12 protein-coding genes and 1 pseudogene are annotated in these 13,778 nt (G+C 60.6%); 11 read left to right on the top strand and 2 right to left on the bottom strand.

Going from position 1 to position 13,778, the window contains the following annotated elements; all coding sequences use genetic code 11:
• Positions 1-368: pseudogene (locus ACCD00_RS27660) on the bottom strand (primosomal protein N'); the annotation flags it as partial.
• A gap of 284 nt (positions 369-652) precedes the next feature.
• Here ACCD00_RS27660 and rpmE point away from each other — a divergent pair.
• From rpmE to ACCD00_RS27675, 3 genes are all read left to right on the top strand, one after another.
• The gene (rpmE, locus tag ACCD00_RS27665) at positions 653-871 is read left to right on the top strand and encodes a 50S ribosomal protein L31 (RefSeq protein WP_007975586.1); all 219 of its coding nucleotides are present in this window, start codon (positions 653-655) and stop codon (positions 869-871) included.
• A 35-nt stretch (positions 872-906) separates the two neighbouring features.
• On the top strand, positions 907-1,695 hold the full coding sequence (locus ACCD00_RS27670; RefSeq protein ID WP_413428443.1) for a thermonuclease family protein: 789 nt from the start codon (positions 907-909) through the stop codon (positions 1,693-1,695).
• 182 nt (positions 1,696-1,877) lie between these two features.
• Positions 1,878-3,146 (top strand): malic enzyme-like NAD(P)-binding protein, encoded by a 1,269-nt coding sequence (locus ACCD00_RS27675; protein WP_008017023.1) that lies wholly within the window; start codon positions 1,878-1,880, stop codon positions 3,144-3,146.
• A 173-nt stretch (positions 3,147-3,319) separates the two neighbouring features.
• Here the strand turns inward: ACCD00_RS27675 and ACCD00_RS27680 are convergent, their stop codons facing one another.
• The gene (locus ACCD00_RS27680) at positions 3,320-5,758 is read right to left on the bottom strand and encodes a penicillin-binding protein 1A (protein ID WP_413428450.1); all 2,439 of its coding nucleotides are present in this window, start codon (positions 5,756-5,758) and stop codon (positions 3,320-3,322) included.
• A gap of 216 nt (positions 5,759-5,974) precedes the next feature.
• Between ACCD00_RS27680 and ACCD00_RS27685 the strand changes: the two genes are divergently transcribed.
• The 8 genes from ACCD00_RS27685 to ACCD00_RS27720 form a co-directional block, all read left to right on the top strand.
• Positions 5,975-7,039 carry a pilus assembly protein PilM gene (locus ACCD00_RS27685; protein ID WP_413428444.1) on the top strand — a complete coding sequence of 355 codons (1,065 nt, stop codon included), beginning with the start codon at positions 5,975-5,977 and terminating at the stop codon, positions 7,037-7,039.
• The gene (locus ACCD00_RS27690) at positions 7,039-7,605 is read left to right on the top strand and encodes a PilN domain-containing protein (RefSeq protein WP_413428445.1); all 567 of its coding nucleotides are present in this window, start codon (positions 7,039-7,041) and stop codon (positions 7,603-7,605) included. The genes ACCD00_RS27685 and ACCD00_RS27690 overlap by 1 nt, the downstream gene beginning before the upstream one ends.
• Positions 7,602-8,225 carry a type 4a pilus biogenesis protein PilO gene (gene pilO, locus ACCD00_RS27695; protein WP_413428446.1) on the top strand — a complete coding sequence of 208 codons (624 nt, stop codon included), beginning with the start codon at positions 7,602-7,604 and terminating at the stop codon, positions 8,223-8,225. Before ACCD00_RS27690 ends, pilO begins: the two co-directional genes overlap by 4 nt.
• On the top strand, positions 8,222-8,749 hold the full coding sequence (locus ACCD00_RS27700; protein ID WP_413428447.1) for a pilus assembly protein PilP: 528 nt from the start codon (positions 8,222-8,224) through the stop codon (positions 8,747-8,749). Before pilO ends, ACCD00_RS27700 begins: the two co-directional genes overlap by 4 nt.
• A 13-nt stretch (positions 8,750-8,762) precedes the next feature.
• Positions 8,763-10,832 (top strand): type IV pilus secretin PilQ, encoded by a 2,070-nt coding sequence (gene pilQ / locus ACCD00_RS27705; protein ID WP_413428448.1) that lies wholly within the window; start codon positions 8,763-8,765, stop codon positions 10,830-10,832.
• 4 nt (positions 10,833-10,836) lie between these two features.
• Entirely contained in the window at positions 10,837-11,355 is a 519-nt protein-coding gene (gene aroK, locus ACCD00_RS27710) for a shikimate kinase AroK (RefSeq protein WP_015093141.1), read from the top strand.
• 150 nt (positions 11,356-11,505) lie between these two features.
• Positions 11,506-12,606, top strand: coding sequence for a 3-dehydroquinate synthase (aroB, locus tag ACCD00_RS27715; RefSeq protein ID WP_007989324.1), 1,101 nt, complete (start codon positions 11,506-11,508; stop codon positions 12,604-12,606).
• A gap of 10 nt (positions 12,607-12,616) precedes the next feature.
• A partial coding sequence (locus tag ACCD00_RS27720; protein ID WP_413428449.1) for an ExeA family protein occupies positions 12,617-13,778 on the top strand: 1,162 nt, incomplete at its 3' end.

Raw genomic sequence — 13,778 nt, forward strand, 5'->3', positions numbered from 1 at the left:
GACCAGAACCGCTCCTGGCGTGCTTCGGCCAGCTCGCCCTGGCGCAGCAGCACCGGCAGCGCCCAGCTCAAGGTGTCGCCGAGGCTGTGCTGGTAATACTGGGAGGTCCACAGGCACAGCTTGAACAGCGCGGGCGGCAGCGGTGGGGTAGCGTCGAGCAGGGCCAGGGCCGGCTTGAGTTTCTCGGCCGGCACTTCGCTGGTGTTGGTGACTTCCACCAGGATTCCGATCATCTCGCGCCGGCCGAACGGTACCCGCAGGCGCATGCCAGGGTGCAGCTGGCTGCGCAGGACGCCGGCCGGAGCGCGGTAGTCGAACAGGCGGCGCAGCGGCGAAGGCAGGGCGAGGCGCAGAATGGCGTCGGGCACGCGGGGGATCTCGAATGGCGAAAAGTAACCAGCAGGGCCATGACCTGTGGGAGCGGGCTTGCTCGCGAAAGCGGTGTGCCAGACGATTTGAATGCTGACTGACACTCCGTCTTCGCGAGCAGGCCCGCTCCCACAGGGGTGGCGATTTGGCCGGGAGCCTAGCAGACGGTCGGTAGAAGCGACAGCTTGCGTGATCAGGATTGTCTGGTAGAATCCGCGGCCTAATTACGTGCGGTATTCAACAATTGTGTTGGGTGGCGGCACGCTAGCCTGAGGAAGACACCATGAAAGCTGATATCCATCCAGAATACCCGGCAGTTGCTGTTACCTGCAGCTGCGGCAACAAGTTCGAAACCCGTTCGACCTTCGGCAAAGCCCTGGCGATCGACGTTTGCAACGAATGCCACCCGTTCTACACCGGTAAGCAGAAGACCCTGGACACCGGTGGTCGCGTACAGAAGTTCGCCGACCGTTTCGGTGCTTTCGGCGCGAAAAAGGCCTAAGGCCAATCAACTTGGGGAGCCGCTACGGTTTTTCCATGCTGATGAAGAAGGCGTCCCTTGCGGGCGCCTTTTTTATGTCTGCGATTTGGCTGTCTGGCGCCCAGGCCTTTTGCCCGGCGCCAGGCGACCTGGCGCCCGTTGCGGTGCAGCGGGTGGTGGACGGCGACACTTTGCGCCTGAGCGATGGCCGCAATGTGCGCATGATCGGCTTGAACACGCCGGAGCTGGGTAAAAAGGGCCGTTCCGACGAGCCGTTCGCCGTGGCCGCACGCAAACGCCTCGAAGCCTTGGTGGCGGCGAGTGACGGGCGGGTCGGGTTGGTGCCTGGCAAAGAAAGCAAGGACCATTACGGCCGCACCCTGGCCCATGTCTATGGTGCAGACGGCGCCAACCTGGAAGCGCAATTGCTTGCCGAAGGCCTGGGTTTTCAGGTGGCGGTGGCGCCGAATGTCGATCTGGTCGCCTGTCAGCAAGCCGCAGAACGCAACGCTCGTCAGGCCGGGCTCGGTGTCTGGCGCCAGTCACCTGTACTGAAAGCGGAGCAGATCAGCGCTTCCGGTTTTGCCGTGCTCAGCGGTCGTGTGAGCAAGGTGCAACGCAATCGCGGCGGGGTTTGGATCGAGTTGCAGGATTCAGTTGTATTGCGCGTTGCACCCAATCTGCTGGCGCGTTTCGATATGAATTCGCTGGAAGGCCTCAAAGGCAAGCAGGTCGAGGCGCGTGGCTGGGTGCTGGATCGCTCGCGCAAAGGCGGCCTCAAGGAAGGCCAGGCACGCTGGATGTTGCCCTTGACCGACCCGGCGATGCTTCAAGCGGTGCCGTGATAAAAAATTGTAGACATTTTTTCTGCCGATTGTGAACAGTCTAACCCTTGTAAGTCGTGGCTCTTGGCCCAAAGTCGTAGGGCAGGGCGCTTGACAGGGGGGACCGGTCAGTCTTGTGGGGACTTTGCGAGGCGCGTATCCTCGCTGACCAGTCTGTCCAACAGTAAAAGCGGAATGCCAAAATGTCTGATCTGAAAACTGCCGCTCTCGAATATCACGCCAATCCTCGTCCAGGGAAGCTGAGTGTCGAGCTCACCAAGGCCACTGCTACCGCTCGCGACCTGTCGCTGGCCTACAGCCCGGGCGTAGCCGAACCAGTACGCGAGATCGCCCGCGATCCTGAACTGGCCTACAAGTACACCGGCAAAGGCAACCTGGTTGCAGTCATTTCCGATGGCACCGCGATTCTCGGCCTGGGTAACCTCGGCCCATTGGCTTCCAAGCCAGTGATGGAAGGTAAGGGCGTACTGTTCAAGCGCTTCGCCGGCATCGACGTTTTCGACATCGAAGTCGACTCCGAAAGCCCGCAGGCCTTCATCGACACCGTCAAGCGCATTTCCATCACCTTCGGTGGCATCAACCTGGAAGACATCAAGGCACCAGAGTGCTTTGAAATCGAACGTGCTCTGATCGAGCAGTGCGATATTCCGGTATTCCACGATGACCAGCACGGCACCGCTATCGTGACCGCCGCCGGCATGATCAACGCCCTGGAAATTGCTGGCAAAACCCTGCCGCAAGCCAAGATCGTCTGCCTGGGTGCCGGCGCTGCCGCCATCTCCTGCATGAAGTTGCTGGTGAGCATGGGCGCCAACATCGAAAACATCTACATGGTCGACCGTACCGGCGTGATCCACTCCGGCCGTGACGACCTGAACCAGTACAAGGCGGTGTTCGCTCACGCGACCGACAAGCGCACCCTGGCTGACGCCCTGCAAGGCGCTGACGTGTTCGTAGGCCTGTCCGGCCCGAACCTGCTGAGCCCTGAAGGCCTGCTGTCCATGGCGGCCAACCCGATCGTGTTCGCGTGCTCCAACCCTGATCCGGAAATCTCCCCGGAACTGGCACACGCTACCCGTAGCGACGTGATCATGGCCACCGGTCGTTCCGACTACCCGAACCAGGTCAACAACGTACTGGGCTTCCCGTTCATCTTCCGCGGTGCCCTGGACGTTCGCGCCAAGCGCATCAACGAAGAAATGAAAGTGGCTGCGGCCAACGCCCTGCGTGAACTGGCCAAGCTGCCAGTGCCTCAGGAAGTGTGCGACGCCTATGGCGGCATCAAGCTGGAATTCGGTCGTGAGTACATCATTCCGAAGCCAATGGATGCCCGTCTGATCACCCTGATCTCCGATGCCGTGGCCAAAGCCGCCATCGAGACGGGTGTGGCGACCCTGCCGTATCCGAAGAACTACCCGCTCAAAAGCGTGGATGACGTGTTCAACGGCTAAGAGCAGCCGCCCATAAAAAAACCCAGCCAAGTGCTGGGTTTTTTTATGGCTGTAGGAGCGAGCTTGCTCCGGGCGGCGTTCCGACGATGGACGTCAACGATAACGCGTGTGTTCTGAATAAGCGCGTCGCCCTTGAGTCCTTCGCGAGCAAGCTCGCTCCTACAGCTGCTCCTCTAGAACAAATCGATCGGCGCCTGTTCATCCGCTGGCAACGGGCTGCCCGGTGCCGTGCCACTGCCGATCTCGTTGACCGACGGTGGCGTATCTTCGGCCTTGAACAGCTCGAAGTAAGCACCTGGCGTGCCCGGGCTGGCTGCGCGGCCGCTGACCGGATCGACTCTCAGGCTGAGGATGCCTTCCGGCTCAGGCTGCGTATGCGGCGGTTTGCCTTTGAGCGCGGGGCCCATGTAATTCATCCAGATCGGCAGCGCGACGGTGCCGCCGAATTCCTTGCGGCCCAGGCTTTCCGGTTGATCGAAACCGGTCCATACGGTCGTCACGTAATCGGCGTTGTAGCCGGAGAACCAGGCGTCCTTGGACTCGTTGGTCGTACCGGTCTTGCCGGCAATGTCGGGGCGGCCCAGGGCCAGTGCGCGACGCCCGGTGCCGAGCTTGATCACGTCCTCGAGCATGCTGTTGAGAATGTAGGTGGTGCGTCCGTCAATGATGCGTTCGGCAACGGCGGGTGCCTGTGGCGTCGGCGTAGTACCTGGGACTTCGCCCGGCGTTACGTTGACCGTGAAGGCTTGAGGGGTCGGTGCGGCAATGCCATCGCTGGCAGCGCCGCCCTGAGGCACGCTCGGCGGGTTGGCGACGAACAGTGTGTCGCCGTTGCGGCTTTCGATCTTGTCGATGATGTACGGGGTGATCTTGTAGCCGCCGTTGGCGAAGGCGCTCCAGCCGGTGGCGATTTCCATAGGCGTCAGGGTCGCGGTGCCCAGCGCCAGGGACAGGTTGGGTGGCAGGTCCTGTTTGTTGAAGCCGAAGCGAGTGATGTAGTCGATGGTCTTGCCCACGCCCATGGCTTGCAGCAAGCGGATCGACACCAGGTTGCGCGACTTGTACAGCGCTTCACGCAGGCGAATCGGGCCGAGGAAGGTGTTGGTGTCGTTCTTCGGACGCCAGACCTTGTCCAGGTACTCGTCGACGAACACGATCGGTGCGTCGTTCACCAGGCTGGAGGCGGTGTAGCCGCTGTCCAGTGCAGCGCTGTACACGAACGGTTTGAAGCTCGAACCCGGCTGGCGCTTGGCCTGCAATGCGCGGTTGTAGTTGCTCTGCTCGAAGGCGAAGCCGCCGACCAGCGAACGAATGGCGCCGTTCTGTGGGTCCAGGGACACCAGTGCGCCCTGGGCCTGCGGGATCTGACTGAACTTCAGCGAATTGTCCGGCTGACGCTGCACGCGAATCAGATCGCCGACCTGGGCCACGTCCGACGGTTGTTTCGGGTTGGCGCCCATGCTGTTGGTATTCAGGAACGGCCGGGCCCATTTCATGGTGTCCCAGTTCACGTGTTCCTGACCGGTGCGGGTCAGCACTTGCAGGCCGTTCTTGTCGACCAGGGTGACGATGGCCGGTTCCAGGCTGCTGATGGTGCGTTGTTTGGTCAGCTCGGTTGCCCAGGCTTCGCGAGTCTTGCCCGGCAGCCGCGACTCGGGGCCGCGATAGCCGTGGCGCTGATCGTAGGTCATCAGGCCTTCGTGGACCGCGGTGTTGGCCAGTTCCTGGAGGTCGCTCGGCACCGTGGTGGTGACGCGGAAGCCTTCGGTATACGCGTCGCTGCCATAGCGTCCGACCATCTCGGCGCGGGCCATTTCGGCGATGTACGGGGCGTTCACTTCCGGAGTCGGCACGTGATAGCTGGCGTTCAGCGGCTCGTTGACCGCTGCGGTGTAGTCGGCTTCGCTGATTTTTCCGAGCTTGTACATGCGCCCCAGGATCCAGTCGCGACGCTCCTTGCTGCGCGCCGGGTTGGCCAGCGGGTTGAAGCGCGACGGCGCCTTGGGCAGGCCGGCAATCATCGCCATCTGCGCCAGGCTGACGTCGCGGATCGATTTGCCGTAATAGACCTGCGCTGCCGCCTCGATGCCGTATGCACGGTTACCCAGATAGATCTTGTTGACGTACAGCTCGAGGATCTCGTCCTTGGTCAGCTGTCGTTCGATCTGCAGGGCCAGCAGGATCTCGGTGGTCTTGCGCGAAAAGCTGCGTTCGCTGCTCAGGAAGAAGTTCTTCGCCACTTGCATGGTGATCGTGCTGCCGCCGGACTGGATGTGTCCGCTTTTGACCAGTTGGGTCGCGGCACGCATCAGACTGCTCGGATCGACGCCGTAGTGGTTGGCGAAATTGTCGTCTTCAGCACTTAGTAACGCATTGATGAAATTGGGGGGAATGTCGGCGAAACGGATCGGTGTACGGCGCATTTCGCCAAACTCTGCGATCAACTTGTTATCGCTGCTGTAGACCCGCAAAGGAATCTGCAACTGGATGCTTCTCAGCGCCTCCACGGACGGAAGCCCGGGACTAAGGTAGAGGTACGCCCCGCTCAGACCCAGAAGGAGTCCGCAGAAAACCGCGACGATGGACCAACCGAAAAACTTCAGCAGACGAATCAAGGCTTTTGGATATCCAGGGCAAAAATGAATTGGGCAACAGGGTTCAGGCTAAATGAGAACGACCCGCGCTTGAGCAAATGCGGAAAAAAACGCTGGGCATTATAAGCATTTTTCTGACCGGGAGCGTGGTTGGCGCTGCTGTCAAGACGGGCGGATTGAACGCAATGGACATTGCAGAGTCCGTAACTCACGGAAAGTCATAGGGAATCGGTAGTGCCAGGACTCTTCAACAAAAAATCCAGTACGCTGCTGGGAATCGATATCAGCTCCACCTCGGTGAAGCTTCTGGAGTTGAGCCGTCAGGGCGAGCGCTACCGGGTCGAAGCCTATGCGGTCGAGCCCTTGCCGGTTGGCGCTGTGATCGAGAAAAACATCGCTGAGCTCGAAGGCGTGGGGCTGGCCCTCACTCGCGCGCTGGCCAAGGCCAGAACCGGCCTCAAGAACGTGGCCGTGGCCGTGGCAGGCTCGGCGGTGATCACCAAGATCATCGAGATGGATGCCGGGCTTTGCGAAGACGCGATGGAAAGCCAGCTGAAGATCGAGGCCGATCAGTACATTCCTTACCCCCTGGATGAAGTCGCGATCGACTTTGAAGTCTTGGGCGCCTCCGTGCGCAATCCGGAGCGCGTCAACGTGCTGCTCGCCGCTTGCCGCAAGGAAAACGTCGAAGTCCGCGAGGCGGCCCTGACGCTGGCGGGGCTGACCGCCCGCGTGGTCGATGTCGAGGCCTACGCGCTGGAGCGCTCATTCGGCTTGCTGGCCAGTCGGCTCGCGGTCTCCGGGGAGCGTTTGACTGTCGCAGTGGTGGATATCGGCGCCACCATGACCACCCTGAGCGTGCTGCAGAACGGGCGGATTATCTACACCCGTGAACAGCTGTTCGGCGGTCGGCAGTTGACCGAGGAAATCCAGCGTCGTTATGGCCTGGCGCTGGAGCAGGCGGGTCTGGCGCAAAAGAAGGGCGGCTTGCCGGATGACTATGCCGGTGAGGTCTTGCAGCCATTCCGAGAGGCGCTGGTGCAGCAGGTATCGCGCTCGTTGCAGTTCTTCTTTGCCTCCGGCCAGTACAGCAGCGTCGACCATATCCTGCTGGCCGGCGGTACCGCGTCGGTCCCGGGGCTGGACCGTTTGGTCGAGCAGCAATTGGGCACGCCGACCCAGGTCGCGAATCCTTTTTCCGAAATGATTCTGGGCAACAAGGTCAATGGTGCTGCCCTGGCGAGTGATGCCCCGGCGTTGATGATCGCCTGTGGTCTTGCCCTCAGGAGCTTTGACTGATGGCACGGATCAACCTTCTGCCTTGGCGCGAGGAGCGGCGTGAAGCGCGCCGCAAGCGCTTCCTGCTGGTCCTGGTGGCCGTGATGGTGGGCACGATGGGCGCGGTGCTGGTCGCCAACCAGGTCATCAGTGGCGCTATCGATCGGCAAATCGCCCGTAACAATTACATCGGCAAGCAAATCGCCGTGGTCGATGAGCGGATCACTCAGATCAACGATCTCAAGGCGCGCCGTCAGCAACTGATCGAGCGCATGCGCATCATCCGGGACCTGCAAGGCAATCGCCAAATCAGTGGGCGAATGTTTGACCAGTTGGCGCGAGCCCTGCCCGACGGCGTGTATTTCACCGAAGTGAAAATGACCGGAAAGACCTTGTCCATCGCCGGAGCTGCGCAATCGAACAGCCGTGTTTCAGACTTGATGCGCAACCTCGAGGCATCAGACTGGTTCGATGCGCCGAGCCTGACTGAAGTCAAAGCGGCGGCTGCCGGTCAGGTGGAGCCGGCCAGTGTCTTCCAGTTGACCGTTCGCCAGACTCGACCCGCAGCACCGGAGGAAGGCAAATGAGGCCATCCGAATGGTTCGAAGGGCTGCGCAGGATCGACATCAATGATCTGGATACCGGCAACATGGGTTCCTGGCCGCCAGCGATCAAGTTTCTGGTGGCCGGTTTGCTCATGCTGCTGGTGCTGGCCCTTGGCTACAACTTTTCCACTCGCGACCTCGAGAGCCAGCTCGATCTCAGTCGCGAGGAAGAGTCGACACTCAAGGAGCAGTTTGCTGGTAAGGCCCGCATGGCGGCGAATCTGGACCTCTACACCCAGCAGTTGAAGGAGATGGAGAAATCCTTCGGCATGCTGTTGCGGCAACTGCCCAGTGACACCGAAGTGCCCGGCTTGCTGGAAGACATCACTCGTACCGGTCTGGGCAGTGGCCTGGAGTTCGAAGAGATCAAGCTGCTGCCGGAGGTCGCCCAGCCGTTCTACATCGAACTGCCGATCCAGCTCACCGTCACCGGGGATTACCACGCCCTGGCCAGCTTTGTCAGTGGAGTGGCCGGGTTGCCGCGAATCGTTACCCTGCACGATTTCGACCTTGCCCCCGTCAGCCCCCAGGGTGGTCCGAAACTGCGCTTGAGCATCCTCGCCCGGACCTACCGCTACAGCGACAAGGGGCAGCATCAATGAGGCAGGCGCGATGTTTTTCGGTGGTGGTGTTGCTGTCTGCTCTGGCCGGTTGTGACGTCGGCGATGACTACAGCGATCTGGACGCGTACATGAACGAAATGCGCCAGCGTGGGCCGGACAGGATTGAACCAACGCCGGTATTCCGGTCTTACCCGACATTCACCTACAACGCGGCAAATCTGCGCAGCCCGTTTTCACCGCAGGGCAGTACTGATCCGGCGGCTCAACGGCGGGGTTCACGTAACGTCAAGCCCGACCCTGGTCGGGTCAAGCAATACCTCGAAGGTTTCAACATCGAGCAGTTTGAAATGGTCGGCACCCTTTCCAATGCAACGGGCTCCTATGCCCTGCTGCGCGGGGCGGGTGGGGTGCACCGGCTGAAAGTCGGCGATTACCTGGGACGTAACGACGGACGGATCGTTGCGATCAGCGGCTCGCAAGTCGATGTGGTTGAAATTGTCCCTGATGGTCAGGGCGCGTGGCTGGAGCGTCCCCGGACCATCCCTTTGAAAGAGCACTCATAGTGGAACTCGAATAATGAACAGGATTTTCGCAGCCTTCGGCCTTTCGCTATGGATAGCGTTGTTGTCGCCGATGGTACAAGCGGCCAATCTCAAGGCGCTGGATGTCGCTGCGCTGCCGGGAGACCGTGTCGAGTTGAAGTTGTCGTTCGATGAGCCGCCCCCGGTGCCCCACGGCTACACGACGGAATCGCCGGCCCGGATTGCGCTGGATTTGCCCGGTGTCGCCAGTCGGTTGGCCAGCAAGACTCGCGATCTCGGCAGTGGAAATGCCCGTAGTGCAACGGTGGTGGAAGCCGGAGACCGTACGCGATTGATCATCAACCTGGCCCAGCCGGCCCCGTACGACTCGCGAATTGAAGGCAACAATTTGCTGGTGGTAGTCGGGCAGGGTGTCAAGCCGTCGGCATCCAGGTCGGCGGCCACGGCAATGCCGGTTCCGGCGCGAGCCGCAGTAACCACAGGCAAGTCCATTCGGGGTGTGGATTTTCAGCGAGGTACACAGGGCGAAGGCAATGTGGTGATCGACTTGTCGGATCCAGCGATGGCGCCCGATATACAAGAGCGCGAGGGCAAGATCATCGTCGGGTTTGCCAAAACCCGATTGCCTGAGCCGTTGCGCGTGCGTCTGGATGTGAAGGATTTCGCCACACCGGTGCAGTTCGTCAATGCCAGCGCGAGTGGAGATCGAGCCATCATCAGCATTGAGCCTGGTGGCGCGTTCGATTACTCGACCTATCAGACCGACAGCAAGCTTACGATCAGCGTTCGCCCGGCGACGGTCGACAACCTGCAAAAGCGCAATGCCGGGCAGCATGCCTACAGCGGCGAGAAGCTTTCGCTGAATTTCCAGGACATCGATGTGCGTTCGGTGCTGCAACTGATCGCCGATTTCACCAACCTCAATCTGGTGGCCAGCGACACTGTGCAGGGTGGCATCACGTTGCGCTTGCAGAACGTGCCTTGGGATCAGGCGCTGGATCTGGTGCTGAAAACCAAGGGGCTGGATAAGCGCAAGGTCGGCAATGTCCTGCTTGTTGCGCCGGCCGATGAAATTGCTGCCCGTGAGCGTCAGGAGCTGGAATCACAGAAGCAGATTGCCGATCTGGCGCCGTTGCGTCGGGAACTGTTGCAGGTGAATTACGCCAAGGCGGCGGACATCGCCAAGCTCTTCCAGTCGGTGACCAGTGCCGAAGCGAAATCCGACGAACGGGGGTCGATCACCGTCGATGAGCGCACCAACAACATCATTGCCTACCAGACCCAGGACCGGCTTGACGAGCTGCGCAGGATCGTCACACAGCTGGATATCCCTGTGCGTCAGGTCATGATCGAGGCCCGGATCGTCGAAGCCAACGTCGACTATGACAAAAGCCTCGGGGTGCGCTGGGGTGGTTCGATACAGAACAAGGGTAACTGGAACACCTCCGGCGTCAGCAATGGGGTCAATGGGTCGTCGACCATTGGCACGCCCGGCAGTACCAGCACCAATTCACCGTTCGTCGACATGGGCGCGGCCAATAACACCTCGGGAATCGGCATCGCGTTCATCACCGATAACGTCTTGCTGGACCTGGAGCTGACGGCGATGGAAAAAACCGGCAACGGCGAAATCGTCTCGCAACCCAAGGTGGTCACGTCCGACAAGGAGACCGCCAAAATCCTCAAGGGCACCGAGATTCCCTATCAGGAAGCCAGTTCCAGTGGTGCGACTTCGGTGTCGTTCAAGGAAGCTTCGCTGTCACTGGAAGTGACACCGCAGATCACGCCCGATAACCGGATCATCATGGAGGTCAAGGTGACCAAGGACGAACCGGACTTCCTGAACAAGGTCCAGGATGTGCCGCCCATCAAGAAAAACGAAGTCAACGCCAAGGTCCTGGTCAACGATGGCGAGACCATCGTCATTGGCGGCGTTTTCTCAAATACTCAGAGCAAGGTCGTAGATAAGGTGCCATTTCTTGGCGATGTGCCGTATCTTGGCCGCCTTTTCCGGCGTGATGTGGTTTCGGAGAAAAAATCCGAGCTGTTGGTATTCCTCACTCCGCGTATCATGAATAATCAGGCGATTGCTGTGAGTCATTGATTCTGTGCGAAATTTGATTCTTGTTGGACCGATGGGTGCTGGAAAAAGCACCATCGGCCGGTTGCTGGCCAAAGAGCTGCGCCTGCCATTCAAAGATTCCGATAAGGAAATTGAATTGCGCACGGGCGCCAATATCCCTTGGATCTTCGATAAAGAAGGCGAACCGGGCTTTCGTGATCGCGAGCAGGCAATGATTGCCGAGCTGTGCGATTACGACGGTGTGGTGCTGGCGACAGGTGGGGGCGCGGTCATGCGCGAAGCCAATCGTCGGGCACTGCATGCCGGTGGGCGGGTGGTTTATCTGCATGCCTCGGTCGAGCAGCAGGTCGGCCGCACGGCCCGCGACCGCAATCGGCCATTGTTGCGTACTGCCGATCCGGCCAAGACCCTTCGGGATCTGTTGGCGATCCGCGATCCGCTTTATCGGGAAATTGCCGACCTGGTGGTCGAAACCGATGAGCGGCCGCCACGAATGGTCGTACTCGACATTCTAGAGCGCCTGCAGCAGTTGCCACCCCGTTAAAGCGCCGCGCGAAATGCGCTATCCTCGGCGTCCCGCCATGACTGCTCAAGGTTGTGGCGGATGGCTACCGAACGGCGTCACACCAGCAGAGGCCGTAGATATTCGTTAACTCAGGGCAGGATGCCTGATTCATCTTCACTGTGGGGACACATGCAGACACTCAAGGTCGATCTAGGCGAACGCAGCTACCCGATTCATATTGGCGAAGGTTTGTTGGATCAGCCTGAGCTGCTGGCCCCGCATATTCGCGGACGGCAAGTAGCGATCATCTCCAACGAGACTGTTGCGCCGCTCTATCTCGAGCGTCTGACCCGCAGCCTGGCGCAGTTCTCGGTGATTTCCGTGGTGCTGCCCGACGGCGAAGCCTTCAAGACCTGGGAAACCCTTCAACTGATTTTCGACGGCCTGCTGACCGCCCGGCATGATCGCCGCACCACGGTGATCGCCCTCGGTGGCGGTGTGATCGGTGACATGGCCGGCTTTGCCGCCGCCTGCTACCAGCGCGGCGTCGATTTCATCCAGGTTCCGACCACGCTGCTGTCGCAAGTCGACTCTTCGGTGGGCGGCAAGACCGGGATCAACCACCCGCTGGGCAAGAACATGGTCGGCGCCTTCTATCAGCCGAACGTGGTGCTGATCGATACCGCCAGCCTCAATACCCTGCCGGCGCGCGAGCTGTCCGCCGGATTGGCCGAAGTCATCAAGTACGGGCTGATCTGTGATGAGCCGTTCCTGACCTGGCTCGAAGACAACGTCGACCGCCTGCGCAACCTGGATCAGCAAGCCCTGACCTATGCCATCGAGCGTTCCTGCGCGGCCAAGGCGGCGGTGGTCGGTGCCGATGAGAAAGAAACGGGCGTGCGTGCCACGCTGAACCTGGGCCACACTTTTGGCCACGCCATCGAAACCCACATGGGCTATGGTGTATGGCTTCATGGTGAGGCTGTGGCTGCTGGCACTGTAATGGCGCTGGAAATGTCCACGCGACTCGGCTGGATCAGCGAGCAGGAGCGCGATCGCGGCATTCGTCTGTTCCAGCGTGCGGGGCTGCCGGTCGTTCCGCCAGAAGAAATGACAGAAGCCGATTTCCTCGAACACATGTCCATTGATAAAAAAGTGATCGACGGTCGTTTGCGCCTGGTGCTGCTGCGCCACATGGGTGAAGCGGTGGTGACCGACGATTATCCGAAAGAGGTTCTACAGGCCACGCTGGGGGCAGACTACCGCGCCCTGGCTCAGCTTAAAGGTTAATAAGAACACGATGACTAGTTTGCATGCCGACGAGGCTTTCCTCGGCCATTACCAGTTGAGTCACGACCCTTTTGCTCCACGGGTGCCTGGCTTCAAATTTTTCCCGGCCCAGCGCAAACCCGTGCTGGGACAATTGCATCACCTGGCCCGTTACAGCCAGTTGCTGCTGGTGGTCACCGGCCCCGAGGGCAGTGGCAAGACCCTGTTGCGTCAGGCCCTGGTCGCCAGCACCAACAAGCAATCGGTACAGAGTGTGGTGGTTTCTGCCCGCGGCGCCGGCGATGCGGCCGGGGTATTGCGCCAGGTGGCCCAGGCGCTGAACGTCGGCCAGGCTGATGTCGACGCTATTCTGGCGCAAGTGGTGCAGCTTGCACTGACCGGGCAAGAGGTCTATCTGCTGGTCGATGACGCCGAACAGCTCGACGAGTCCGCCCTTGAAGCGCTGATGACCCTGGCTGCCGGCGCGCCTGAAGGCCGTCCGCATGTGTTCCTGTTCGGTGAATCCTCGATGATTGCTCAGCTTGATGCTTTGCATCTCGAGGAAGAGCGTTTCCATGTCATCGAACTGCAACCCTACACCGAGGAAGAAACCCGCGAATATCTGGAGCAGCGGCTTGAAGGCGCCGGTCGCGGTATCGAACTTTTCACCGCAGATCAGATCTCTGATATTCACGAAAGCTCCGAAGGCTGGCCTGGCAGCATCAACCAGGTGGCCCGCGATGCAATGATCGAAGCCATGATCGCCAGCCGCACAGCGGTCAAGCGTCCAAAAATGGGGTTCAATATGCCGAAGAAACACGTATTGGCGATTTCCGCTGTTGTCGTGGTCGCGGTAGCGGCCGCCTGGTTGATGCCGGGTCGCAACAAGGCACCGACCACGGGTGCACCGGCCAACGAGCAGGCGCAACTGCCGCTCGGTCAGGGGCAGCCAGCAGCGAATGGCGGTGCTCCTGCCGTCGAATTCGCCGGCAACACGCAACCGATGCCGTTGCCGTTGGTCGGCAACTCGCAACCGGTCATGCGCGGCCCACTGGCTGAAGCGGCAGGTGGCATTACCGAGGGTGACGATGGTGTGCCGGTCGAAGGCTCCAGCGCTACACCGCCGACGGTGACCACCACTGCGCCGCCTGTGGGCGTCCCTGCCGGCCCTGCGCCAACGCCAGCCGCCAAGC

Source organism: Pseudomonas sp. Pseusp3 (assembly GCF_047304225.1).
In the GTDB taxonomy this organism is placed as follows: domain Bacteria; phylum Pseudomonadota; class Gammaproteobacteria; order Pseudomonadales; family Pseudomonadaceae; genus Aquipseudomonas; species Aquipseudomonas fluorescens_CD.